Origin of the sequence: Pyrinomonas sp. (genome assembly GCF_040289685.1) — a bacterium.
Taxonomy (GTDB): Bacteria; Acidobacteriota; Blastocatellia; order Pyrinomonadales; family Pyrinomonadaceae; genus Pyrinomonas.
This window is the reverse complement of record NZ_PSLQ01000011.1, coordinates 41,668-63,047: the sequence shown is the minus strand read 5'-3', so window position 1 is coordinate 63,047 and position 21,380 is coordinate 41,668. Positions and strand designations below refer to the sequence as shown.

Sequence of the window (21,380 nt, the reverse complement as noted above, 5' to 3'; positions counted from 1 at the left end):
CTTCAAGTCGTCGCTTGCTGAGAATTCTTCGGTCTAAATCTGCTCGTCGCCCTCAGACCTTTCCGCCGCAACGCGCCGATTTCGTTCTTTTGGCGGAGTCGGTGCGCGCTGTCTTGCATTCGCCCGCCTTTTTGGTATCGTCAAAGCGACGGAAGGATGCAAACCTTGCGCTGTGAAAAGTGCGGACGACAAATGGCGGCCGAAGCACGTTATTGCGGACACTGCGGCGCGATTTTGCCTGCTGTGCCGACGCGCCGTCCGACAACGCATCCGGCCGAGCGCTTGATCTTCGTCGAACGACCGGCCTTTGTGTTCGTCGCCGCAGCCTACGGAGTTTGCGCGCTTTTAGCGCTGGCGGCAACAGCGGCGCTCGCTTTCATGGGCGTGTCGTTTGGCGTGACGCTCTTCGTCTCGCTTCTACTGATCTTTCCTGCCCTGCTCAAACACTTACGGCGCAACACGACGACCTACGTTTTAACGGACTCGGCCTTGGTGCTCACCGAAGGTTTAATCGTCCGTCGCCGCCGCACGATCCCGCTACGCAGCATCAAGCAGGTGACCGTTTCACAAACTGTGCTTGAAGTTTTCTTCGATCTCGGCACCATTGAGATAGAAACTATGGGCGACGGACTGGCCGCTACCTCTCTGCGGCGCGTGCGTCGTCCGCGCGAAAAAGAGGAGATGATCAATCATGAGATGAGGCGCCGGAACTGATGCGCGTGCAGGCCTCATCAGGAAGAAAGCTCCGAGCCGCCTGATGAGCAAAGTAAAAAGCGAGGCGTCGTGTGGGGCAAACGCTTGTGCGCCAGCGCCTGATGCGCGAGCCGAGGGGATCAAAAGGGATTCAAATAGCGGCGTGGCTGCTGGCACATGTGCTGCATCTTGCGTATGATCTTCTCAAACGAGCACAACGGCTGCGACCCTTTTGGGCATCGAAATGGTGCTGTGGCTTTCGCTCACTGTCCGGAAGGGGATTTTTCAGACATGCAGGGCGAGGTTCTTTTACCTGCGTGAGGCAGGCAAATCATGACGCACATTGAGAAGTTAATCCGTCTTTGCCGTTCGAGCGCAACGCGATCCATTATCGCGGCCTCGTGCGGCTTCATTCTTGTCCTTTTAGCTGTCGTTGTCCACGGCAATCAAACGATGTCGCCGCTTGCCGGTCGCGTCGGCGAATTTCGCGCTTCTGGTCCCGCCACCAGCGTCGAAGGCGCAGTGAACGACGTATCGCTCAGCGCGTTCCCCATCATTCGAGCTACGACCCGCAGCTACCTCGGAGCAGAGAACGAGCGTCTGACCGTGACGCTGATCGAAGCGCGCACCGAACCGGCCGCCTATGCGCTGCTGACGGCGCTCGCCGAAGAGGCTAGACGCACTGAACCGCTCACCGGCTCAGACGCCGTCGGCACATGGAGCTACGTCGGATCAAACCGCGCGATCTTCTTCAAGGGGGGCACCGTCGTCCTCATCGAAAGCCGTTCGCCCATCACGCCCGAAAAGCTAATTGATCTCGCACGCGAATTAGCTGAACCGCTCGATCGCGGCGAGGGAGACATTCCGTCGCTCGTTCGCCACCTGCCCGAGTGGGAGACGGCGCAGAACCGCGCCGTCTTCGCCGTCACGCTCGAAGGGCTACAAGCGGCTGTGGGCCATCGTCCCGCGCTCAACGCGGTCTCATTCGCTGGCGGAGCGGAAGCGGTGACGGCCCCTTACGGCGCGGCGCGGCTCGTCATCGTCGAACACACGACCCCGCAATTCGCTGCCGAAAACGACCGACGCATCACCGGTCATCTCCAAGACTTGAAGGATGCGGGTCAGCCGCTGCCATCGCTCTATCGTCGAATCGGCAACTACTCGGTCTTCGTCTTCGATGCTCCGGACGAAGCTTTCGCGCGTCGGCTGGCCGATTCGATCTCTTACGAACAAGTGGTCCGGTGGCTGGGCCACAATCCACACGCATGGGAAAGACTGGAGCGCGCTTACAGCAGAATGACGGCGGGTATCGTCGTCTCGACGCTCAAGGCAACGGGGGTGGCGTTGCTCTTCTGTCTTGGCATCGGCGCCATCGTCGGTGGATTCGTCTTCAGTCGCCGTCGCACGCGCGCCGCTCGGTTTCGCAACTATACGGACGCCGGCGACATGATCAGGCTCAACATCGACGAAATGACCGCTCAAAAAGATCCTTCGCGTCTGCTCGGGTCAGCGAAATCGAGCAGGTAACAAGACCGCCCTCGGTCACATGCTGGGCGCTAAGGAGGTCGGCTCTAGCTATCGGAGCGAACTGAACGAAAAGATCATGCGTTCGGAGCACGCCATCTTCAGCGGCACGGAGCGAAGAGCGCAGGGATCGCAAGTTCAGTGAAACATCAGACGCGGACCACAGGAAGCCTCTACTTTTTCGATCTTCTTTCCTACTCAAAGAAGTGAAACATCAGACGTGGACCGCAGGAAGTTCCCTCAGCCTTGTCGAGATCGAACGACTATGCGCGGCTTTTCTGGTTTTCGCTGATGGATCGCAGACTGTGTTGAGGCCAACTCGAAACGATGAGCGAAGAGGGGTTGTCGTTTGTGTTGAAAAAGATGGCGCCCTGTGGGAGTACTAATGCTGACGACAAGCGAGAAAGGTTTGGTGCCGGAGGTCGGACTCGAACCGACATGGGGAGTGAACCCCGCCAGATTTTGAGTCTGGTGCGTATACCAATTTCGCCACTCCGGCACACGCAAAGCATTATCTTAGATTGAAGGCGAAAATGCTGTCAATTCTTCAGGTCTCAGATCGGAGACGAAAAGGCTGTCGGTCTTTCGCGCGGATCGGGCGCGACTGCCGTATGGGACTGCTAATTTTTTGGCGGCCTCTCCGTTCTGTTGTTTTCTCCTTGCGAGCAGGTTAAAAACCTCTTGTTTCTGGGCGCAAACCGTTGATAAAATGCGATTCGCCTCACGGGCATCAGGTCTGCGCCATCTCTTGCCCCATTTTCCGAGCGCGCAGAGGATGAACGCCGTGCGCGCGTTTTTCGTCGAAACAAATTTTCCAGTTGGCAATGAACCAAGCGAGCGAAAAAAGACGGCGCATACTCATCGCCGATGATGAAACGGAAATCAGCAGCGTTCTCTCCGATCTGCTGAGCGCAAAGCACGAATGCGAAACGGTCAGCTCGGCTGAAGAAGCGTTGGCGCGCCTTCATCTGTGCGACTTCGACCTCGTCATCAGCGACATCATGATGCGCGGTATGAGCGGACTTGAACTCGTCCCGCGCGTGCTCGCGCTTGCGCCCGACACGGTGGTCATTCTGATCAGCGGCGTGCAGACCATCGAAAGCGCGATCGAAGCGCTGCGCGCTGGCGCGTTCGATTACATCATGAAGCCTTTCGATCTGCGCCACGTCGAAGCCGCTGTCGAACGGGCGCTTGAACACCGGGATCTTCTGCTGGCCAAACGTCACTACGAGAACTTCCTTGAAAAACTGGTCGAAGATCGCACGGCGCGACTTGATCGCGCTTTGGCTTCGCTTGAGGAATCGTACCGCGCGACGTTGCGCGCGCTAGTGATGGCGCTCGAAATACGCGACTCGGAGACGCACGGACACTCGGAACGTGTGGTCAACTTCAGCCTCCGTCTGGGACGCGAACTGGGTCTGTCAGAAGAGGAGCTGCGCGCCTTGGAGTTCGGCGCTCTATTACACGACATCGGCAAAATCGGCATTCCTGACTCCATTTTGCGTAAGCCCAGTCAATTGTCCGAAGAAGAGTGGAAGCGCATGCGCGAGCATCCGCTGCTGGGTCAACAGATCCTTCAAGGCATCAAGTTCTTGGAAGGGGCAGCGAAAGTCGTCGGTCAACACCACGAAAGATGGGATGGATCGGGTTATCCAAAGGGGCTGCGCGGCGAAGAGATCGACATCAAAGCGCGCATCTTCGCCGTCGCCGACGCGCTCGACGCCATGATGAGCGATCGCGTTTATCGCAGCGGGCAGCCCTACGAATTGGCGGCGGCTGAACTTTGTCGTCATGCGGGCACGCAGTTTGACCCGCGCGTCATTGAAGCTTTCCGTCGCGTTCCGCGCGAGGATTGGGAAGAGCTGAACCAGCAGTCGCTCGAAGCGGTGAGAGATTCGAGGAACATCTTTTCAGTGACGTAGGTCGTTGGTTCGACGCGCGATGCGATCGAGAAAGCGACTTAAGCAAGCGCGACGCTCCGGGCTGTCGAACCGCTCGCGCGCCACAGATGAAACCCAGGCGCAAAGAAGTAGGCCCTTTGCCTTGATGCGATGATCAATGGCGCGCTTAGCGTGGCGTGGGGGCGCTGGGTCTATTTCGCCGGGCGCCTTTGCCTTGATGCGATGATCAATGGCGCGCTTGCGCCTGCACGGCCGTGATAGCGACCGCATCGACGATGTCTTGCGCCTTGCAACCGCGCGACAGATCGTTTGCAGGCCGGTCCAGCCCTTGAAGGATGGGGCCGATGGCCGTTGCGCCCGCCAAACGTTCGGTCAACTTGTAGGCGATGTTTCCCGCCTGCAGGTCGGGAAAGATCAGCACGTTGGCGCGACCAGCGACCGGCGATCCCGGGGCTTTCGACTCGGCGACGTGCGGCACGAGCGCGGCATCGGCTTGTAGTTCGCCATCGATCAGAAGCTCCGGCGCGCGTGCACGCACGGTGCGCGTCGCCTCGACGACCTTGTCCACGAGGCGGTGCGCAGCGCTCCCCTTGGTCGAAAAAGAGAGCATGGCAACGCGCGGTTCGACGCCGAGCAGCGCGCGACAGGAATCGGCCGAAGCGATGGCGATCTCGGCCAACTCCGACGCTGAAGGTTCGATGACCACGCCGCAGTCGGCGTAGATGAGCGCGCCGTCGGCGCCGAAATCTTTGTTCGGCAGGACCATGACGAAGAAACTCGAGACGATCTTGAACCCGGGGCGAAGCCCAATGCAGTGGAGCGCAGCGCGCACCGTGTGAGCCGTGGTGTTGGTCGCACCAGCAACGGAACCGTCGGCGCGTCCCAAGCGCACCATGAGATCGCCGTAATAGAGCGGGTCTTCGACCGTGCGTCGCGCTTCGTCGTAGGTCGTCCCCTTAGCGCGACGCAACTCGTAGTAGAGCGCAGCCATCTTCTCCAAGTCCGGCGCGCGACGGTGGTCTATGATTTCGGCCCCAGTCAGATCCGCGCCGAGCTGACGTGCCGTCGCTCGGATGCGTTCGACATCGCCGAGCAAGGTCAAACGCGCCAGCTTGTCACGCAGGCAGATCGCCGCTGCCTCGACGGTGCGTGGATCTTCGCCTTCTGGCAAGACGATGTGTCGCGGATCGGAAGCGGCCTTTTGACGGATCCTTTCCAGAACGTTCATTTTTCCGAAGTCTTCTCGTTCAACTAGGTTACCGACCTCACTGAAATGGCGGACAAACAACGCGCACTAGTGATAGCGGCTCCGTTCCAACCGATTGATCGATCTCGATGAAACGGCGCGCCCTGCTCGTGCTTAGCGTTCTCGCCGATGCGCGATCAAAGTTCGACCATGCCGACCGTGCCCAAAGCGACCAACAAGGCGCGCTTCAAGCCTTCCTGTCGCCCGCGCGCGTCGTACCATTCATCGAGCGTGTGGACGTTACCCGAGGTCCCGCCGACGCCAATGGTGATCGCCGGGATGCCGCGCGCAATCGCGATGTTGGCATCGGTCGAGGCGCACTCAAGACGCGGGGTCGCGCCGAAAACGCGCGTCGCCTCCATGGCCAACTGGACCAGTGGAGAATCAACTGGAGTTTCACCGCCCGGCCTTTCGCCGAGAAGTTCGATCTCGACTTCCAACGGCGTCGTCCCCACAAGGCGCGCCTCGTTCTCCGTCTCGGCGGCTCGCTGGACGGCGCGATGGAAGAACTCAGTCAAGCGTTCCAATTCGCTCGACGCTTCCGAACGCAGATCGACATCCATGCTCGCTTCGCGCGCGATGACGTTGACGCCCGCGCCGCCCTGTACGCGCCCGACGTTGAACGAGGTGCGCGGGCTGACGGCGAGCGGATAGCCAGATAGGTGTGTGATGGCTCGTCCGAGCGCGTGGATTGGGTTGGCGATGCCGAAATCGCCCCACGAATGACCGCCAGCGCCGACGAAGCGCACGCGAAAACGGCGCGAGGCGAGCGCGCCGTTAGTGATGCGTTCCAACCCTGGTCCGTCCAAACTGATGAAAGCATCGATCTCGTTGGCCCACTCGCTTCGTTGCAAAAGGTAACGCACGCCGCGCAAGTTGCCTTCTCCCTCTTCACCGACCGTGCCGATGAAGAGGATCGAACCTTCCGTCTCGATGGCGCAGGCTTCGAGCGCATCGAGCAACGCGAGCAAGGCCACTAGTCCGCACCCATCGTCGGCGATTCCCGGCGCGCGCAGTACCGACCCTTTGCGTCGCACGGTGAAATCCGTCCCCGGCGGGAAGACCGTGTCCAGATGCGCGCTCAAAACGAGCAACGGGTGGAGCCGACGCCCGGGCCGCAACGCGACGCAGTTCCCTTCCGCATCGATCTTCGTTTCGCGCAGGCCCAATCGGCGAAAACGCTCCGCCAAGGCGCGCGCTCGTTGTTGTTCGCCGAAGGGCGAAGACGGGATGGCGCAAATGGCCGCGTGCTCGTCATCGGTAACGCGGGCTTGCGCATCGAGGCGGGCAAAAGCGCGCGACACCTGTTCCTTTCGCAGAAGCTCGCGCACAGTGGCGGCGGGCGCGAGGATACTCGTTGAAGCGACCATGCTCTTGCTGTTCGGTGCGATCAAATTTTCAGAAGGCTCGTTTCGCCATGCCTACAGTTGGGCACGCCTACTGCCGTGCGTCGGACCTCGCTTCAAACGAGTTGCATCACCTCCTCTTCGCTGAGCACGGTGGGCGACTGTTTGGCGCGCTCGAAGATGCGCGTCACGCGCTCTTCGGTCGGCTCGATGCCGCGCGATTCAAGCCAGAAGATGACGTTCGATTTGCCGCTCATCGGACCGATTTCGATCACCTGCCTGAGACCGAATAGACCTGCCGGCACGCCCGAATAGACCGCATCGGCCAGCTCCACATCGCCCTTACGGTAGCTTTTGATCACCGCGGCGGCATGAACGCCGGTCGCCGTGCGAAAAGCATCGCGTCCGAAGACGGGGTAATTGCGCGGAATGGTCCAGCCGCAAGCTTCCGCCGCTTTTTCGCAGTAGTCGCGCAAGCGCGAAAGATCGTTGTCGATCCACCCCATCAGTTTCAAGTTGACGAGCAGCTGATCCAGCGGCGTGTTGCCGACGCGCTCGCCGATGCCAAGTGCCGTGCCGTGTACTTGATCGGCCCCAGCTTCGAGCGCGGCGATGGAATTGATCACGCCCAACCCTCTATCTTGATGCCCATGCCAATCGAGCCTGACAGGTTCGCCCTGCTCCTCGATGATGCGGCGCACGAAGCGGATCACGGCGCGCGCTCCGTCGGGCGTGGCATGGCCGACCGTGTCGCAGACGCAGACGGCTCTCGCCCCGCACTGAATGGCCGTCGTGTAAAGCGCGCGAATCGTTTCAGGCTGCGCCCGCGTCGTGTCTTCGGTGACGTACATCACGGGAAGCCCTTGCTTGACGGCGAAGGTGACCGCCTCCTCCGTTAGCTTCAGGAGCTTATCGAGCGTCCAGTCTTCGGCGTAGAAGCGGATCGGCGATGATCCGATGAAAGTGCAGGCCTCGATCGGAATTCCCACTCGATGCGACGTTTCGACGATCGGGATGATGTCGTTCAAGTGTGTGCGCGCGGCGCAGTTCGGACGAATGCGCAGACGCTTGTCGGCGATCTCGCGCGCCAACCGCTCGACGCTCATGGCGTGTAATCCGCCAGCCCCCGGAAGCCCGATATCCGCTGTGTCGATCCCCAAAGATTCCATTAGGTGGAGCAATTCAAGTTTCTTTTCGATGGACGGCTCGCGCACCGACGGCGATTGCAACCCATCGCGTAACGTCTCATCGTCGAAGCTGATACGCCGATTAGGTTTCTTCAACGTCGGCTCGATTTTGTTCCAATCGTAGATCAACTCGTGCACGGACATCGCCTCTCCCTCTCGAATCTTTCGCCTTGTTCTTCTCATCTCGATTAGAGCAAGCGGCGGAAGTGGAAGTCAAGCGTCGCTCCAGCCGCTCGCCGAAACAGCGCACGCCGACCTCCGCGCCCGCGCGACGGTGACAGACGCGACGACGCGGATCCGGTTTTCGCGGTTTTGACGAGCCGCCGCTTTTGTTATAGGCTTGCGCTCCGCTTGCGCATGAAGATCGCACTCGGTTCGAACCGCCCGGCCAAAGTAGCCGCGCTTGAAGCTTGCGTCGAGCGGCTCGCTGGACTCGACTCGCAGTGGGGCGCCGCCGAGATCATCGCGCGTCCCGTGACGACGACTGCGCCAGCCATGCCGCTCACAGACGAACAGACCATGCGCGGTGCGCGCGAACGCGCCTTGGCGATTCGTCAAATACTCGCGCGCGAGGGTCTTCAGGCTGACCTTTTCGTTGGCCTCGAAGGCGGGTTCCATACCGAACGTCTCTGGCCCGAACGGATCACGTTCTTGCGCAATTGGGCTTATGTCACCGACGGCACGCGCGGCGCTTTCGGCGCCGGTCCGAGCATTCAAGTTCCGCCGCGCATCGCCGCTTGCGTCATCGAGCAGGCGCGCGAACTCGGTGAGGTCATCGACGAGATCGCTGGCGAACAAGATGTGCGCAGCCGCCAAGGCGCTTGGGGCGTTCTTTCGCGCAACCTCATCACGCGCGCGATGAGCTTCGAGATGGCGCTCATCGCCGCGCTCGCTCCATTCTACAACGGCGAACTTTATCGGGATTGAAATGGACGAAATGCTGACACAAGACTGGCCGCCTCCACATCAAACATCGACGGGCTGGATCGAAGTGATCGCCGGATCGATGTTTTCGGGCAAATCCGAAGAGCTTATCCGTCGCTTGCGTCGCGCCAAGATCGCGCGCCAAAAGGTGCAGGTCTTCAAACACCGCATCGATGCGCGCTATTCGACGGACCACATCGTCTCGCATTCCGACATGCGCCACGAATCGGTCGCCGTCGAATCGGCGGCGGAGATCCTCGCCCGACTCGAACCCGGCACCGAAGTCGTCGGCATCGACGAAGGACAGTTTTTCGACAACGATCTGGTGGAGGTGGCCAACGAACTGGCGCGGCGTGGGATTCGCGTCATCATCGCGGGCCTTGACCAAGACTACATGGGACGACCCTTCGAACCCATGCCGCAACTTTTAGCCATCGCTGAGTACATCACGAAGACGCACGCCATCTGCGTCCGCTGCGGCCAGCCGGCCAACTATTCGCAACGCATCGTGCCTGTGGAAGGGCGCGTTGCCGTCGGCGCCGCCGATATGTACGAGGCTCGCTGCCGACGTTGCTTCGTCCCGCACGCCGACGCGCCAACACCGCACGTCGTCGAAGAGAGGGCGGATGAAACGCCAACGAAACGGCATCATTGACTAAAGACCGACTGAATGATGGGTCGAGCCTTTCTCAGGCGACCGAGCCGTGATATGCTCTGCGCTGTCTTCCCCCGAAGCTTTTCCCCCGTTCCGCGTTCTTCCGCGAATCTTTCGTCGAGGAGGTCTATTGCCATGATGGGAAAGAAAACGTTCGCCCTGCTCGCCATCGCGCTCGCAGTCGCGGCCTGCCAACAAACGCCGCAAACAGCCAACGTCAATTTGAACGCCAACGTAAACGCGAACGTGAGCGCGACGCCAACGCCCGAAGCGGCCCGCGCCTTGGAGGCGCGCGAACCCGAAACTTATGCCGCGACGCTGGTCCTGACAGGGCAAACGGCAGGAGGCGAACAAGTGGTCGGCGGCCCGACGCTGACGGCTGACGTGGCGCGCAGCGGCGACAATCGCCGTTACTCATTCCGCTTGCCCAACGGCGAACAGGTCATCTATCTGGAACGAGGTGCCGAGCGCTATTTGATCTTTCCGAATCGGCGCCAATATGCCGAGGTCAATCGTGAAGCGGTCGGCTTTGAAGTGCCGCGCATCATGACGCCGGGCGAGATCGTGGCCCAGTTGCGCGCTCAAAGCGGCTACGAGCGCGTCGGCGAAGAGCAGATGAACGGACGCATCGTGATCAAATACCGCTATGCGACCGCAGTCCGCACCGGCACCGAAGCGGGCACCGCACAAGCTGAGAACTTCGTCTACGTTGACAAAGAGACGGGCTTGCCGCTGCGTTCGGAACTTCGCTCCGAAACTGAACGCGAAGTGCAGGGCGTCAAAAGCTTACGCCTCGTCGCCGAGATGCGCGACATCAGAACCGAGGTCGATCCGGCGCTCTTCGAAGTACCGCCGGACTTCAATCGCGTGACGACCGAGCAAGTGCGTCAGCAGATAGACGCGCTCGCGTCCCTCTTCACCGCCGTCTTGCAGAACGTGATGCAACGGTCGGCGGTGACGCCATCGCCAACGGCAACGCCGTCGCCGACAGCGCGTTGAGTCCTCGTCTCGGAGGTGCCCGATGAAATACCTAGCGACCTTGGTGCTCGGCGCGCTCATCGGCGGCGGTGCCGTCTATTTCCTCTTCGTCGGTCTGCCACGCGCGCAATCCTTGCCCGGCGAGCCGTTGCGTGCGCCAGAGGCAGATGGGGCAGCGACCACGGCAGTCATCACGCTCGATGAACGCTTCTTCAACTCGGTGATCGAAACCATCTTTCGCGAGGTCGGCGAGCCGTCGTTCAGGCTCGCCCTCAACGGCGTGATGATCAGTCGTACGCAGGATGCGGGCTGCCCAAGCCAAGTTACCATCACGCCGGAGCAGAACGGCGCACGCACCTTTGTGCGTTTGACCGATGGGCGCATCAACGCGCCACTAGCCTTTGCTGGCAATTACAACGCCTTCGGACGCTGCATCAACTTTCGCGGCGCAGCGCAAACCAACATCCAACTGCTCTTCAACCGCGAACGGCAGACACTCTACGGGCAAATCAACGTCGAAGGGATTTCGCCGGAGGGCGTTTCGCCAGCTTTCGCCGGGCTTATCGCGCTCTTTGTGCAGCGCGTGCTCAATGACCGCGTCAATCCGATCGAAGTGCTGCGCGGCGACCAACTGGCGCTCAACCTTCCGGTGCAAGCCGCTGGCGGAGCGCTGCGCGCGCGCGTGGCAGACATCCGCGCTGAGATCGTCGACGGCGCGCTGCGCCTGCACATCATCTATGATTTCAACGGCACACGCGCGCAAACGGCCTTGCGCATCGCTGACGCGCGGCGGTAATTTAAAATGACGATCCGTTCGTTGTTCTTCCTCCTCCTTTGTTCGCTCCCCGTGTGCGCTGAAGAAGCCATGCTCGCTCCCGGAGTAAGCCGCGAATTGGCGCTGGCGCGCGCTGCGCGCTACGGCGACGTCCGCTATGACCTCAACGTAGAGCTTGCGCCCAAGGCGGAGCGGCTTCGCGGCAGCGCGGAGATTCGTTTCAAGCTCCGCGAGATTCCCGCCCAACTGGTGCTCGATTGGCGCGCGCCATCCGCCGACCGCGTGCGCGATCTCGAGCTGAACGGACGCGCCGTCATCCCCAAACACGAGAACGACCATTTGACGATCCCTGGGCAGTTTCTGCTCGCAGGCGAGAACCGACTGCGACTGCAATTCGAATCGCCGATCAGCGCTTCGGGCACTGCCGTGACGCGCTATTTGGACCGCGAAGATGGCGGCGAATACATCTACACGCTCTTCGTCCCGTCTGATGCGAGCACGGTCTTCCCCTGTTTCGATCAACCTGATCTGAAGGCGCGTTTTCGTTTAGAAGTCACGGTGCCGCAAGACTGGGAGGTCGTCTCGAACACGCGCGCGCGGCAGATCACGCCGCGCATGGACGGGACCAAAGTCATAAAGTTCGGCGAGACGCCGCCGATCAGCACCTATCTGTTCGCCTTCGCTGCCGGACCGTTCGTCGAGCTGCGCGACGCGCGTTCTCCGTTTGACACGCGGCTTTATGTGCGTCGCTCGCGGCGTGCGCGCGCGCTCGAGGAAGAAGAAGCGCTGTTTCGTTTGAATCGTGAGGCGCTCCAATTCTTCGCGCGCTACTTCGACCACCCATACCCGTTTGAAAAGTACGACCTCGTCATCGTACCGGAGTTCGCCTACGGCGGTATGGAGCATGCTGGCGCGACCTTTCTCCGCGAAGAAGCGGCGCTCTTTCCATTCGATCCGACGGCCAACGACCTGCTGTCGCGCGCCGAACTGATTCTTCACGAGGCGGCACACCAATGGTTCGGCGACCTCGTGACCATGCGATGGTTCGATGACCTATGGCTCAAAGAAGGCTTTGCAACCTTCATGGCGTACAAAGCGATCGAGAAGCTCCTGCCGCAATACAACGCGTGGAAAGCTTTCTACCAACGCACCAAGCCCGCCGCCTACGCCACCGATGCGACCAAGGGAACAACGCCAATCTATCAAGAAGTGCCCAACCTCTCGGCGGCGAAATCAGCCTATGGAAACATCGTCTATCGCAAAGCGCCTTCCATGCTCCGCCAAGCGGAGTTCTTTCTGGGTCCTGAGAATTTTCAGCGCGCCGTTCAACGCTTCATCCGCGAATACGCTTTCGCCAACGCAACTTGGTCAGATTTAGTGGTCGCGTTTGAACGGACTTCAGGGCGTCGGCTCGATCGTTGGGCCGAGGCGTGGGTCAAACGTCGCGGCATGGCCGATGTCCGCGTCCACATAGAGGTTGACCGGCGCGGATTGATCAGCCGATTCACGCTCGTCCAACGCGACGTGCTCGATGAGGGGGGCGCGTGGCCCATGCGCGTGAAAGTGCTGCTCGCCTACGATGACCGAAAGCAGGAGGTCTTCCCCATTACGCTGGAAGGTGCAGGCGCGACCGACATCCCGCAGGCCGCAGGACGACCGCGTCCGGCGTTCGTCTTCGCCAACTACGAAGATTATGGCTACGGACGCTTCCTGCTCGATGCGGCGAGCCGCGAAGCGGTGATCGCGCGTCTCGACAAGATAGAGGACGATTTCTTGCGCGCGCTGCTGTGGGGCGCCGTCTGGGACAGCGTGCGCGAGGCGGAACTGGCGCCTATGCGTTACATCAAACTCGCCCTGCAGTTGCTCGCGACCGAGCGCGACGAGCTGACCGTACAAAGCACGCTCAACCGCCTGCAAACGGCCTTCAATCGTTACCTGTCAGCGGAGCAACGCCAACAGGTAGCGCCGCAATTGGAGGCCTTTTTGTTGAACCAATCGCAACATGCGGCAAACGTCGGGTTGCGCATCACATACTTTCGCGCCCTGCAATCAGTGGCAACCACCGACGCGGCGCGCGGGTTCCTCAAGAAGCTTCTGCGCAGCGAAGCTTCCGTTCCCGGCATGACCCTGCGCTCGCGCGACCGTTTCTCGGTGGTTACGGCGCTCCTCGCACGCGATGATCCGCAAGCGCCGGCACTGCTAGAGCAAGAGAGCCGCGCTGACAAATCGGACGACGCGCGTCGCTACGCCTACGCGGCGGGCGCAGCAAGACGAAGCGCAGAGGTGAAGCGAACGTATTTCGACGCCTACTTAAACGATGCACAGCTCCCGGAAAGTTGGATTGAAGCGAGCCTCGCCCCATTCAACTCCTTTGAGCAGGCCGACTTGACGCTGCCCTATTTGGAACCAGCGCTGCGCGAACTACCGCGCCTAAAAAGAACGCGCAAGATATTCTTCGTCAACAACTGGCTTGCGGCTTTCATCGGCGGGCAGTGCAATGAGCGTGCGCAAAACATCGTGCGCCGCTTTCTCAACGGTGCGCCCGACCTCGACCGCGACCTACGCCTCAAAGTTCTCGAAGCCGCTGACGAGCTCGACCGGTGCGTACGCATCAAGCAAAGATACGCCAACGAAGCAGGCAACATTGAGCGGACCAACTGAGGCCCGTCCGGGTAATGGCGTTTGCACAAAGCCATACGCCATATTAGCGGGAGGCTTAAGGCGTACGATCACCGGTCATACTTTATGGAACTAATCTTTGGTAGAGGAGATAGTAGAGGAGACGCCAGATGAGGCGTATAAAGATAAAAGATATCGGCAAGAGCCGAGCTTTTGAAGCAGGCGATCGAAAGCGGCGATGCTTGAGAGTCCCACGCGCTGCGCGCCCTATCAATGAATTTTGCTGGTGCACCCGGGAGGACTCGAACCTCCGACCTTCTGATTCGTAGTCAGACGCTCTATCCAACTGAGCTACGGGTGCATCGGAATTTTCCATAATAAAAGGCGAGGAACGGATAAGTCAAGCGCACAAGCTCGACAGCTTGCGATCACGGTGCAGTCGAGTTCGATCCACTTTCGCGCCCGCTTGGATCGCGTCGCATCTCCCACCAACGCTTCGCCAAAGACGGCATAGCTCGCACGAGGCCGCTCAGCGAGCCATCCGTGAAATGGCGCGCGAGGCGGCGAAATAGCTGCTGCGCTTGCGGACTGTATTTGTACCACCACGGATCTCGAAGAAGGGTCAAGCGGTTCGCGTGCACGTGTTGCGGGGCAACCATCTCCAAAAGCCCGAGCCGCCCGTGAGTTCGTCCCCAGCCGCTGCGGCGCACACCACCCCAAGGCGCTTGCGCGATCGCGTGCGTGTATAGGACCTCGTTGATCATCACTGTGCCAACGCAGAGTTCGCCAGCAAGAGCACGCCCACGATTTACATCGCGGGTCCAGATGCTTGCCGTCAATCCGTACGCGGAATCGTTTGCCAACTCGATGGCTTCCTCCTCCGTGCGAAACGTCATTACCGGCAGCACCGGACCGAAAGTCTCTTCGCGCATGACGAGCATTGAATGATCCACATTCGCCAACACTGTCGGCGCGTAGAAGAGTCCGGCGCCGCGATCAAGCCGCCGTCCACCAACGAGCAAGCGCGCGCCGCGGGCCAAGGCATCGCGCACATGTTCCTCGACCACTTTCAACTGCTTCTCGCTTGACATTGCGCCGAGGTCGGATCCGTCATCTGCACCGACTTTCAGCCTTGCTGTCTCTTCGACGACGCGTCGCAAGAACTCTGCGGCGATGCTTTCGTGAACGTAACACCGCTCCACCGAAGCGCAGGCTTGTCCGGCGTTGGCGAAAGCGCCCCACACGGCGGCGGCTGCCGCTTTATCCAGATCGGCGTCGGCCAGCACGATCATCGCATCCTTGCCCCCGAGTTCGAGCACGACTGGCGTCAATTGTCGCGCGGCCGTTTCGGCAACACGCCTGCCCGTCTCGACGCTCCCCGTAAAGATGATCTTATCGACGCCGCTGGCGACAAGCGCAGCGCCGGTCGTTCCATCGCCGGTGACGATTTGCAAAACTCCCTCCGGCAGACCAGCTTGCGCGAAGAGGCGCCCGATGGCGAGTCCCGTCAACGGAGTCAGTTCGCTTGGTTTGAGGATCACGGCGTTGCCAGCGACAAGCGCCGTAGCCACTTGCCCAACAGGGATGGACCACGGAAAGTTCCACGGCGAAATGATGCCGATCGTTCCAAGCGGTCGATAGGCGATGTGCGACTTGCGACCGAGAAGCGCGTAATGGCCGATTGAGATCGGTTCATCGCGCAGCAGGCGTTCGGCGTGGTGCGCAAAATAGCGCAGAAGATCGAGCGACGGGACAAGGTCCATGGCAATCGCTTCGGGGAGAGGTTTGCCAGATTCACGCGCGATCAACTGTGCGATCTCGTCTAGACGATCGAGCGCGATGCGACGCGCATGAAGAAGCACGCGCGCGCGCTCAGCGATTGAACGCGCTGCCCACGCGCTTCTCGCAGCGCGCGCTCGCTCCACGGCACGCCGCACGTCATCAGCGACGGCGATCGGCACGCGACCGATCTCCACGCCCGTCTTCGGGTCTCGGGAGATTATCTCGCGTCCTGAAAAGACTCGCTCCGATGAACCTTCCGCCGCTTCCGCTGCGCTCATGATTCTCAACTCGCCGACGATTATGACGCGGAAAGGGCATGAAAAGGAAGCGGCAAAAGCGCGCAACAACGCTTCGCCTTACGGCGCCGAACATCACGCGCGGGCAGAAGAAGCGACTGAGAAGGACGTTCTCGTTGTCGCTTTTCCGCTCTTTTGTTTACAATCGACCTTTGCGAGCGCGATCTTTCGATCATGACGTTATGGGAGAAAAGATGAAAAGGGAGCAACTGACGGAGTTCATGCGTCGCATGGAACCGCGATCGGTCGCCATCGTTGCAGGCGCGCGCGAAGTGACGCGCTCCAACGATACGCACTACCGTTTCCGTCAAGACTCGGACTTCTATTATCTGACCGGTTTCGACGAGCCAGAAGCGATCGCCGTCATCTCACCCGAGGCCGAAAAGCCGTATACCCTCTTCGTTCGCCCCCGCGACCCGGAGAAGGAGACGTGGGATGGGCCGCGCGCTGGAGTGGAAGGGGCGATCGAGCGGTACGGCGCCGATGCAGCTTTTCCGATCGGAGATTTTTGCATGAAACTGCAGGAGATCCTGCAAGGCAAAAGGACGCTCTATTACCGCCTCGGGACGGATCACGAACTGGACCAAAAGATCATTGAAGAGATCGCGCGCATGCGCGCGCTCGGCCGGCGTGGCGTCATCCCTCCACACACCATCACGGACACGGGCGTCATCCTGCACGAGATGCGTTTGATCAAAAGCGAGAGCGAGATCGCGTTGATCGAACGAGCCGCTGAAATCACCGCCGAAGCACACCGCGAAGCGATGCGGGCAGCGCGTCCGGGAATGCACGAGTACGAAGTCGAAGCGTTGATCGAATACATGTTTCGTCGCCGCGGCGCGACCCCTGCTTATACGTCTATCGTCGGCAGCGGCGAAAACGCGACCGTGCTTCACTACTCGGCGAACAACGCGGCGATCCGAGAAGGCGATCTGTTGCTGATCGATGCTGGCGCGGAATTTCAGGGGTACGCCGCCGATATCACGCGCACCTTTCCGGTGAGCGGACGCTTCAACCGCCCGCAGCGCGAGATCTACGAGGTCGTGCTCGAAGCGCAAAAGGCCTGTATCGCGATGGTCAGACCCGGCGTCTCCATAGACGAGTTGCACAACCGTTCCGTGGAGTTGTTGACCGAGGGACTAGTTCACCTCGGTCTGCTCCAAGGCGACTTGAATGAATTGATCGAAAAGGAGGCTTACAAAAAGTTCTACATGCACCGCTTGGGCCACTATCTAGGAATGGACGTTCACGACGTTGGACTCTATTACGTCGATGGCGAATCGCGAAAGCTCGAACCCGGCATGGTGATCACCGTCGAACCCGGTCTGTACGTAGCGCGCAATCAGGAAGCGAAAGAGGAATATCGCGGCATCGGCGTGCGCATTGAAGATGATGTTCTCGTCACGGCGGAAGGGCACCGCGTGTTGACCGCAGGCGTGCCTAAGGAGGTCGAAGAGATCGAACAGTTCATCGCGCGTGCGCGCGTCGAGGAGAGCAGCTTAAACCGAAGCTCGTTCAACGCGAATCCGAGCTGACGCCCGTCGCAAAGCGAGCCTATTTTCGACGCGCGGACACTGGTTCAGTCGGACGCTAACCGAAGGTCTCGAGTCAAGCTCAAATAAAAGCGCACATCGGAAGCGGGGCGTGCAACCTTCAACTGATTTCGCCGAGCGAACTCGGACAAAAGAACTCGATGGGCCGTGCCGTCCGAACTCAGAGCATTTTCCACCCACTTCAGCTAACCTACGCTAGCACCGTCTTCGGCGCGTCGTCCGAACTTAAATACTATAAATACTATTTTTCCGCGCCATCTGCGTGCGAAAGTTCGGCGACGATCTCGCGGGCGACGGCGCGCGCGCGTTCCGTCTCATCGGGCCGAAAAGAGACCGCGCCGACCACGGGGTGACCGCCTCCGCCATACCGTTCGCAAATGGTCGCGATGTTGTGGCGACGCGGGCGCGGACTCCACGGATTGGAGCCGACCGAGATCTTGGTGCGACCGGGGCTGCGCGTTAGCGCTACTGAGTAAGTCGTCTCTGGGAAAAGGTAGTACGGGGCGAACTTGTTGAAAGTCTCTACGCCTTCATCGAGCAGATCGAAGAAGACGACCCCATCTTTGTAGATCGCCTTGCTTTGCACGAGGCCGAGCGATTGTTGCTGCGCTTCAAGCGCGCGCCGAAATCTCCGCTGCACGTCGTCCGACGCGGCCACTTCATCCAACGGATAAACGCAAAGAGCGCGGATGATACCCTCGATGAAGCGCTCATCCTCTTCGCTTTCGATCACGAGCATCAATTGAAGCGCCGGAGCACGAAGTTCTACCGCTTCGGCAGCCGAATCGTAAAGAGCGCCGTCGATTTTGTGCGCCCAAGCGACCAACGGGTCGAGCATCGGATCATGAAACGAATGGCGCGCGAGCGCGTAATCGGCGATCAACTCGGTGCAGGAACGGCGCGTCGGGTCCCAGACTTTGCGCTCGTTCTTGGTGCGACGGTAGTGCTCTTCATCAGCGGGCGAAAGGAAGGCCGACTGATGATGATCAAACCACCAAGTCAAGCGCTCCGATGGGCTGTATTTGAAATCGACGATGGCGTTCTCATCTCCGTCGAACATCTCCTCGTCGAAGAGTTCGCCCGGGCGATGGTGCAACCCGCGATAGCGGATCTGAGCTTCTTTGTGGAGACGCTCCGAGTAAAAGCGCGTGAAGACGACCGCCGAACAGACCCCATCGAAACAACGGCCGTGGTAAAGCAAGCGGAGTTTCATGGCGATGCGATCTACTGAGTCGATCCAGACGAAAGAAATAACGCGACATCTTAGCAACATTCGCCGCGTAAGACTAGCTGCCAAGCGGGAGTTCGAATCGTCGGCCATTGTTTGTGATAATGCCGCGCAGCCGTTTCAATGGAAAAAGAAGAAAAGCCCTCAAGTGCCTGCAAGGCTGCACGGGGCAGTTTACGCTCAATCGAGAGGGATGGTCGAAGATGATTCCGATGAGAGGCCCGAAATCTTTGATTCGCACCGGACTCGCTCTAGCGTTGAGCGCGCATTTTTCGGTCGCGCTCGCGTGCGCTCAAGCGCCGCGCTCCGTCACCACCAAAAATGCCAGCGATGGTGCCAATGCTGCGCCGCTTCGACGGTACTTGATCACACCGGAGACGCTTCCGCCGCCTTTTGCGACGCCGGATGCAACTAACCCACCGCGCCTCATTCCACAACCGCCCGGCGCGAAGCTCAACATGCCAGCCGGCTTCGCCATCGAAACTTACGCCGAAGGCTTTCAGCGTCCGCGCGAGATGGCGCTTGCGCCCAATGGCGATGTCTTCGTCTCCGATTCCGAAGCCGGACAGATCATCGTTCTGCGCGATGCGAACGGCGATGGGAAACCGGATCAGAGGTCCGTCTTCGCTTCCGGCTTGACGCAACCTTTCGGCATCGCTTTTTGGCGCGACTACGTCTACATCGGCAACACCAACGCCGTGGTCCGTTTCCGTTACCGTCCAGGGCAAACGCAAGCCGAAGGGGCGCCGGAGAAGATCGCCGACCTTCCGGGTAAAGGTTACCGCGAACACTGGACGCGCAACCTCATCTTCAGCCCCGATGGGAGCAAGCTCTATGTGACCGTCGGTTCGGAGTCAAACGTTTCGGTTGAAACGGAACCGATGCGCGCGGCGATCACCGAATTCAATCCCGACGGGTCAGGCAAAAGGATCTTTGCCAGCAGCCTGCGCAATCCAATCGGTGTCGCCTTCAACCCTGTGACCGGCAAGCTCTGGGCTGTAGTACAAGAACGCGATCGCATCGGCGACGACCTTGTGCCAGACTACGTAACGGAAGTCAAAGAGGGGGCTTTTTACGGTTGGCCTTTCGCCTACATCGGGCCACATGAAGACCCGCGACGCAAAGGCGAGCGCCCCAATCTGGTGCGCAAGACCGTTAAGCCCGACGTCTTGATCCAAGCCCATTCAGCGGCGATGGACCTCGTCTTCTACGACGGCAAGATGTTTCCAGAAGAGTATCGCGGCCACGTCTTCGTCTCGCTTCGCGGGTCGTGGAACCGCTCGAAACGCACCGGTTACAAGATCATCCGCATCCCGTTCAAAGATGGACGCCCCGTTGATGGAAGCTATGAAGATTTCATCACCGGCTGGATGCTAGATGAGAATCGAGCCGAGGTTTGGGGGCGTCCTGTGGGCTTGCTCGTGTTGCCGGATGGATCGCTCTTGATCTCGGACGACGGCGCGAACAAGATATGGCGCGTCACCTATCGCGGGCGCTGAATAGACCATTCTTCTTTCGGAAACGAAAGAGCGGCCAGCAGTCGCACCGCGAACGATTCTTTTGGCGTCTTCTGAGCGACCGGCGCTGAGCGCTCTTGCGCGCAGAGCTTGGAAGATGAAGCTTTCAACAACGAAGGCGTTTCCTTTATCGCCCGCTATTCGCGTGTCTTGCGCGCAGAGTTGGAGGATGAAGCTTTCAACAACTTACTTTGCGGGCATCGTTTGGACCAACGTTGGAACGACGCTGCGCTGCATTCGACGCCCGATCACGACGCGGGCGAGAGCGCTCTTTTGCGTCCTGTTGTTTTCGCTCGTCGGCACGAATTTGGCGCAAGAGGGGGCGCGCTCTGCGATTCGCGGCGAAGTGCGCGACCAAACTGGGCTACCCATCGTCGGTGCAACCGTTGAGCTGCAAGGCGAAGGTTGCCATGGGGCGACGCGCACGGATCAAGCGGGACGCTTTCAAATCGTCGGACCCGACGTCCGGTGTACGCTCATCGTCAGCGCGCCGGGATTCGCCGTTCACGCGGAGATCGTCACCGTGCAAGACGTCGGCGCGGCGCCGCTACAAGTCACGCTCGCGCCAGCGGCCTTCAACGAGCGCGTCAACGTTACGGCAGCGCGCGTTCCGATGAGCATTGGCGACACGCCGCAGAGCGCCCGCACTTTGTCGGATCGAGAGCTGCTGACAACAGCGGCGCCCACGCTCGATGATGCCTTGCGCCAAGTCGTTGGTTTCGCCCTTTTTCGGCGCGCTGGCAGTCGCACAGCTAATCCGACGTCGCAAGGCGTTAGTTTGCGCGGCATCGGCGCGAGCGGCGCGAGCCGTGCGCTCGTCCTCGTCGATGGTGTTCCGCTCAACGACCCGTTCGGCGGATGGGTTTATTGGGGACGCGTGCCGATGGCGGCGATCGAGCGCGTCGAAGTTCTGCGCGGCGCGGCGTCGGATCTTTACGGAAGTTCTGCGCTCGGCGGCGTCGTGCAGATCATCACGCGCCGGCCCGAAAGACCGATCTTGGTCGCTGATGCTTCTTTAGGCAGTTAAGGCACCGGCATGGGATCGTTCTTCGCTGGCGGAAGATGGCGCGATTGGGGACTCGGGCTGTCCGCCGAGGGCTTCCACACGGATGGCTACGTCCTCGTCAACTACCCCACGGCGCGCAGCCGGGGGCTT

General features: G+C 60.2%; 16 protein-coding genes and 2 tRNA genes. 11 read left to right on the top strand and 7 right to left on the bottom strand.

Annotated elements, in window-relative coordinates; translation table 11 throughout:
• The first annotated feature begins 192 nt into the window (after positions 1 to 192).
• Both C4334_RS04470 and C4334_RS04465 read left to right on the top strand, forming a co-directional pair.
• Complete coding sequence (locus tag C4334_RS04470) at positions 193 to 714, top strand: PH domain-containing protein (protein WP_502943397.1); 522 nt, start codon at positions 193 to 195, stop codon at positions 712 to 714.
• A 312-nt stretch (positions 715 to 1,026) separates the two neighbouring features.
• Positions 1,027 to 2,220, top strand: coding sequence for a DUF6599 family protein (locus C4334_RS04465; RefSeq protein ID WP_352430885.1), 1,194 nt, complete (start codon positions 1,027 to 1,029; stop codon positions 2,218 to 2,220).
• A gap of 407 nt (positions 2,221 to 2,627) precedes the next feature.
• Here the strand turns inward: C4334_RS04465 and C4334_RS04460 are convergent.
• Positions 2,628 to 2,716, bottom strand: a tRNA-Leu gene (locus C4334_RS04460).
• A 325-nt stretch (positions 2,717 to 3,041) separates the two neighbouring features.
• Here C4334_RS04460 and C4334_RS04455 point away from each other — a divergent pair.
• Positions 3,042 to 4,139, top strand: coding sequence for an HD domain-containing phosphohydrolase (locus C4334_RS04455; RefSeq protein WP_352430884.1), 1,098 nt, complete (start codon positions 3,042 to 3,044; stop codon positions 4,137 to 4,139).
• Positions 4,140 to 4,344: 205 nt separating this feature from the next.
• On the opposite strand, the gene pta is transcribed toward C4334_RS04455, so the two are convergent.
• From pta to C4334_RS04440, 3 genes are all read right to left on the bottom strand, one after another.
• Positions 4,345 to 5,346: a phosphate acetyltransferase gene (gene pta, locus C4334_RS04450; RefSeq protein WP_352430883.1), complete on the bottom strand. Its 1,002-nt coding sequence runs from the start codon at positions 5,344 to 5,346 to the stop codon at positions 4,345 to 4,347.
• Between the two features lie 155 nt (positions 5,347 to 5,501).
• Entirely contained in the window at positions 5,502 to 6,668 is a 1,167-nt protein-coding gene (locus C4334_RS04445; RefSeq protein ID WP_352430882.1) for a M20/M25/M40 family metallo-hydrolase, read from the bottom strand.
• A 158-nt stretch (positions 6,669 to 6,826) separates the two neighbouring features.
• Positions 6,827 to 8,041 carry a LeuA family protein gene (locus C4334_RS04440; RefSeq protein WP_352430881.1) on the bottom strand — a complete coding sequence of 405 codons (1,215 nt, stop codon included), beginning with the start codon at positions 8,039 to 8,041 and terminating at the stop codon, positions 6,827 to 6,829.
• 213 nt (positions 8,042 to 8,254) lie between these two features.
• Between C4334_RS04440 and C4334_RS04435 the strand changes: the two genes are divergently transcribed.
• From C4334_RS04435 to C4334_RS04415, 5 genes are all read left to right on the top strand, one after another.
• Positions 8,255 to 8,824 (top strand): DUF84 family protein, encoded by a 570-nt coding sequence (locus C4334_RS04435; protein WP_352430880.1) that lies wholly within the window; start codon positions 8,255 to 8,257, stop codon positions 8,822 to 8,824.
• Between the two features lies 1 nt (position 8,825).
• The gene (locus tag C4334_RS04430; RefSeq protein ID WP_352430879.1) at positions 8,826 to 9,476 is read left to right on the top strand and encodes a thymidine kinase; all 651 of its coding nucleotides are present in this window, start codon (positions 8,826 to 8,828) and stop codon (positions 9,474 to 9,476) included.
• A 135-nt stretch (positions 9,477 to 9,611) separates the two neighbouring features.
• A complete protein-coding gene (locus C4334_RS04425) occupies positions 9,612 to 10,475 on the top strand; it encodes a hypothetical protein (protein ID WP_352430878.1) in 864 nt (287 codons plus the stop codon).
• Positions 10,476 to 10,497: 22 nt separating this feature from the next.
• The gene (locus tag C4334_RS04420) at positions 10,498 to 11,250 is read left to right on the top strand and encodes a hypothetical protein (protein WP_352430877.1); all 753 of its coding nucleotides are present in this window, start codon (positions 10,498 to 10,500) and stop codon (positions 11,248 to 11,250) included.
• Between the two features lie 6 nt (positions 11,251 to 11,256).
• Entirely contained in the window at positions 11,257 to 13,890 is a 2,634-nt protein-coding gene (locus C4334_RS04415; RefSeq protein WP_352430876.1) for a M1 family metallopeptidase, read from the top strand.
• 242 nt (positions 13,891 to 14,132) lie between these two features.
• Here C4334_RS04415 and C4334_RS04410 read toward each other — a convergent pair.
• Together C4334_RS04410 and C4334_RS04405 are read right to left on the bottom strand one after the other, a co-directional pair.
• A tRNA-Arg gene (locus C4334_RS04410) sits at positions 14,133 to 14,209 on the bottom strand.
• Positions 14,210 to 14,276: 67 nt separating this feature from the next.
• Positions 14,277 to 15,908, bottom strand: a complete 1,632-nt coding sequence (locus C4334_RS04405) for an aldehyde dehydrogenase family protein (RefSeq protein WP_352430875.1) — start codon at positions 15,906 to 15,908, stop codon at positions 14,277 to 14,279.
• A 212-nt stretch (positions 15,909 to 16,120) separates the two neighbouring features.
• Here C4334_RS04405 and pepP point away from each other — a divergent pair, with 212 nt between their 5' ends.
• Positions 16,121 to 17,461 carry a Xaa-Pro aminopeptidase gene (gene pepP, locus C4334_RS04400; protein WP_352430874.1) on the top strand — a complete coding sequence of 447 codons (1,341 nt, stop codon included), beginning with the start codon at positions 16,121 to 16,123 and terminating at the stop codon, positions 17,459 to 17,461.
• 259 nt (positions 17,462 to 17,720) lie between these two features.
• Here pepP and C4334_RS04395 read toward each other — a convergent pair whose 3' ends face one another.
• Positions 17,721 to 18,692, bottom strand: coding sequence for a DHH family phosphoesterase (locus tag C4334_RS04395; protein ID WP_352430873.1), 972 nt, complete (start codon positions 18,690 to 18,692; stop codon positions 17,721 to 17,723).
• A 218-nt stretch (positions 18,693 to 18,910) separates the two neighbouring features.
• On the opposite strand from C4334_RS04395, the gene C4334_RS04390 reads away from it, so the two are divergent.
• Positions 18,911 to 20,206, top strand: coding sequence for a PQQ-dependent sugar dehydrogenase (locus C4334_RS04390; RefSeq protein ID WP_352430872.1), 1,296 nt, complete (start codon positions 18,911 to 18,913; stop codon positions 20,204 to 20,206).
• A 187-nt stretch (positions 20,207 to 20,393) separates the two neighbouring features.
• Positions 20,394 to 21,251, top strand: coding sequence for a TonB-dependent receptor plug domain-containing protein (locus C4334_RS04385; RefSeq protein ID WP_352430871.1), 858 nt, complete (start codon positions 20,394 to 20,396; stop codon positions 21,249 to 21,251).
• Positions 21,252 to 21,380: the final 129 nt, after the last annotated feature.

Coding starts and splice junctions, on each gene's coding strand:
- C4334_RS04470 (WP_502943397.1), top strand. CDS start 193: ATGGCGGCCGAAGCACGTTATTGCGGACACTGCGGCGCGATTTTGCCT.
- C4334_RS04465 (WP_352430885.1), top strand. CDS start 1,027: ATGACGCACATTGAGAAGTTAATCCGTCTTTGCCGTTCGAGCGCAACG.
- C4334_RS04455 (WP_352430884.1), top strand. CDS start 3,042: ATGAACCAAGCGAGCGAAAAAAGACGGCGCATACTCATCGCCGATGAT.
- pta (WP_352430883.1), bottom strand. CDS start 5,346: ATGAACGTTCTGGAAAGGATCCGTCAAAAGGCCGCTTCCGATCCGCGA.
- C4334_RS04440 (WP_352430881.1), bottom strand. CDS start 8,041: ATGTCCGTGCACGAGTTGATCTACGATTGGAACAAAATCGAGCCGACG.
- C4334_RS04435 (WP_352430880.1), top strand. CDS start 8,255: ATGAAGATCGCACTCGGTTCGAACCGCCCGGCCAAAGTAGCCGCGCTT.
- C4334_RS04430 (WP_352430879.1), top strand. CDS start 8,826: ATGGACGAAATGCTGACACAAGACTGGCCGCCTCCACATCAAACATCG.
- C4334_RS04425 (WP_352430878.1), top strand. CDS start 9,612: ATGATGGGAAAGAAAACGTTCGCCCTGCTCGCCATCGCGCTCGCAGTC.
- C4334_RS04420 (WP_352430877.1), top strand. CDS start 10,498: ATGAAATACCTAGCGACCTTGGTGCTCGGCGCGCTCATCGGCGGCGGT.
- C4334_RS04415 (WP_352430876.1), top strand. CDS start 11,257: ATGACGATCCGTTCGTTGTTCTTCCTCCTCCTTTGTTCGCTCCCCGTG.
- C4334_RS04405 (WP_352430875.1), bottom strand. CDS start 15,908: ATGAGCGCAGCGGAAGCGGCGGAAGGTTCATCGGAGCGAGTCTTTTCA.
- pepP (WP_352430874.1), top strand. CDS start 16,121: ATGAAAAGGGAGCAACTGACGGAGTTCATGCGTCGCATGGAACCGCGA.
- C4334_RS04395 (WP_352430873.1), bottom strand. CDS start 18,692: ATGAAACTCCGCTTGCTTTACCACGGCCGTTGTTTCGATGGGGTCTGT.
- C4334_RS04390 (WP_352430872.1), top strand. CDS start 18,911: ATGATTCCGATGAGAGGCCCGAAATCTTTGATTCGCACCGGACTCGCT.
- C4334_RS04385 (WP_352430871.1), top strand. CDS start 20,394: ATGAAGCTTTCAACAACTTACTTTGCGGGCATCGTTTGGACCAACGTT.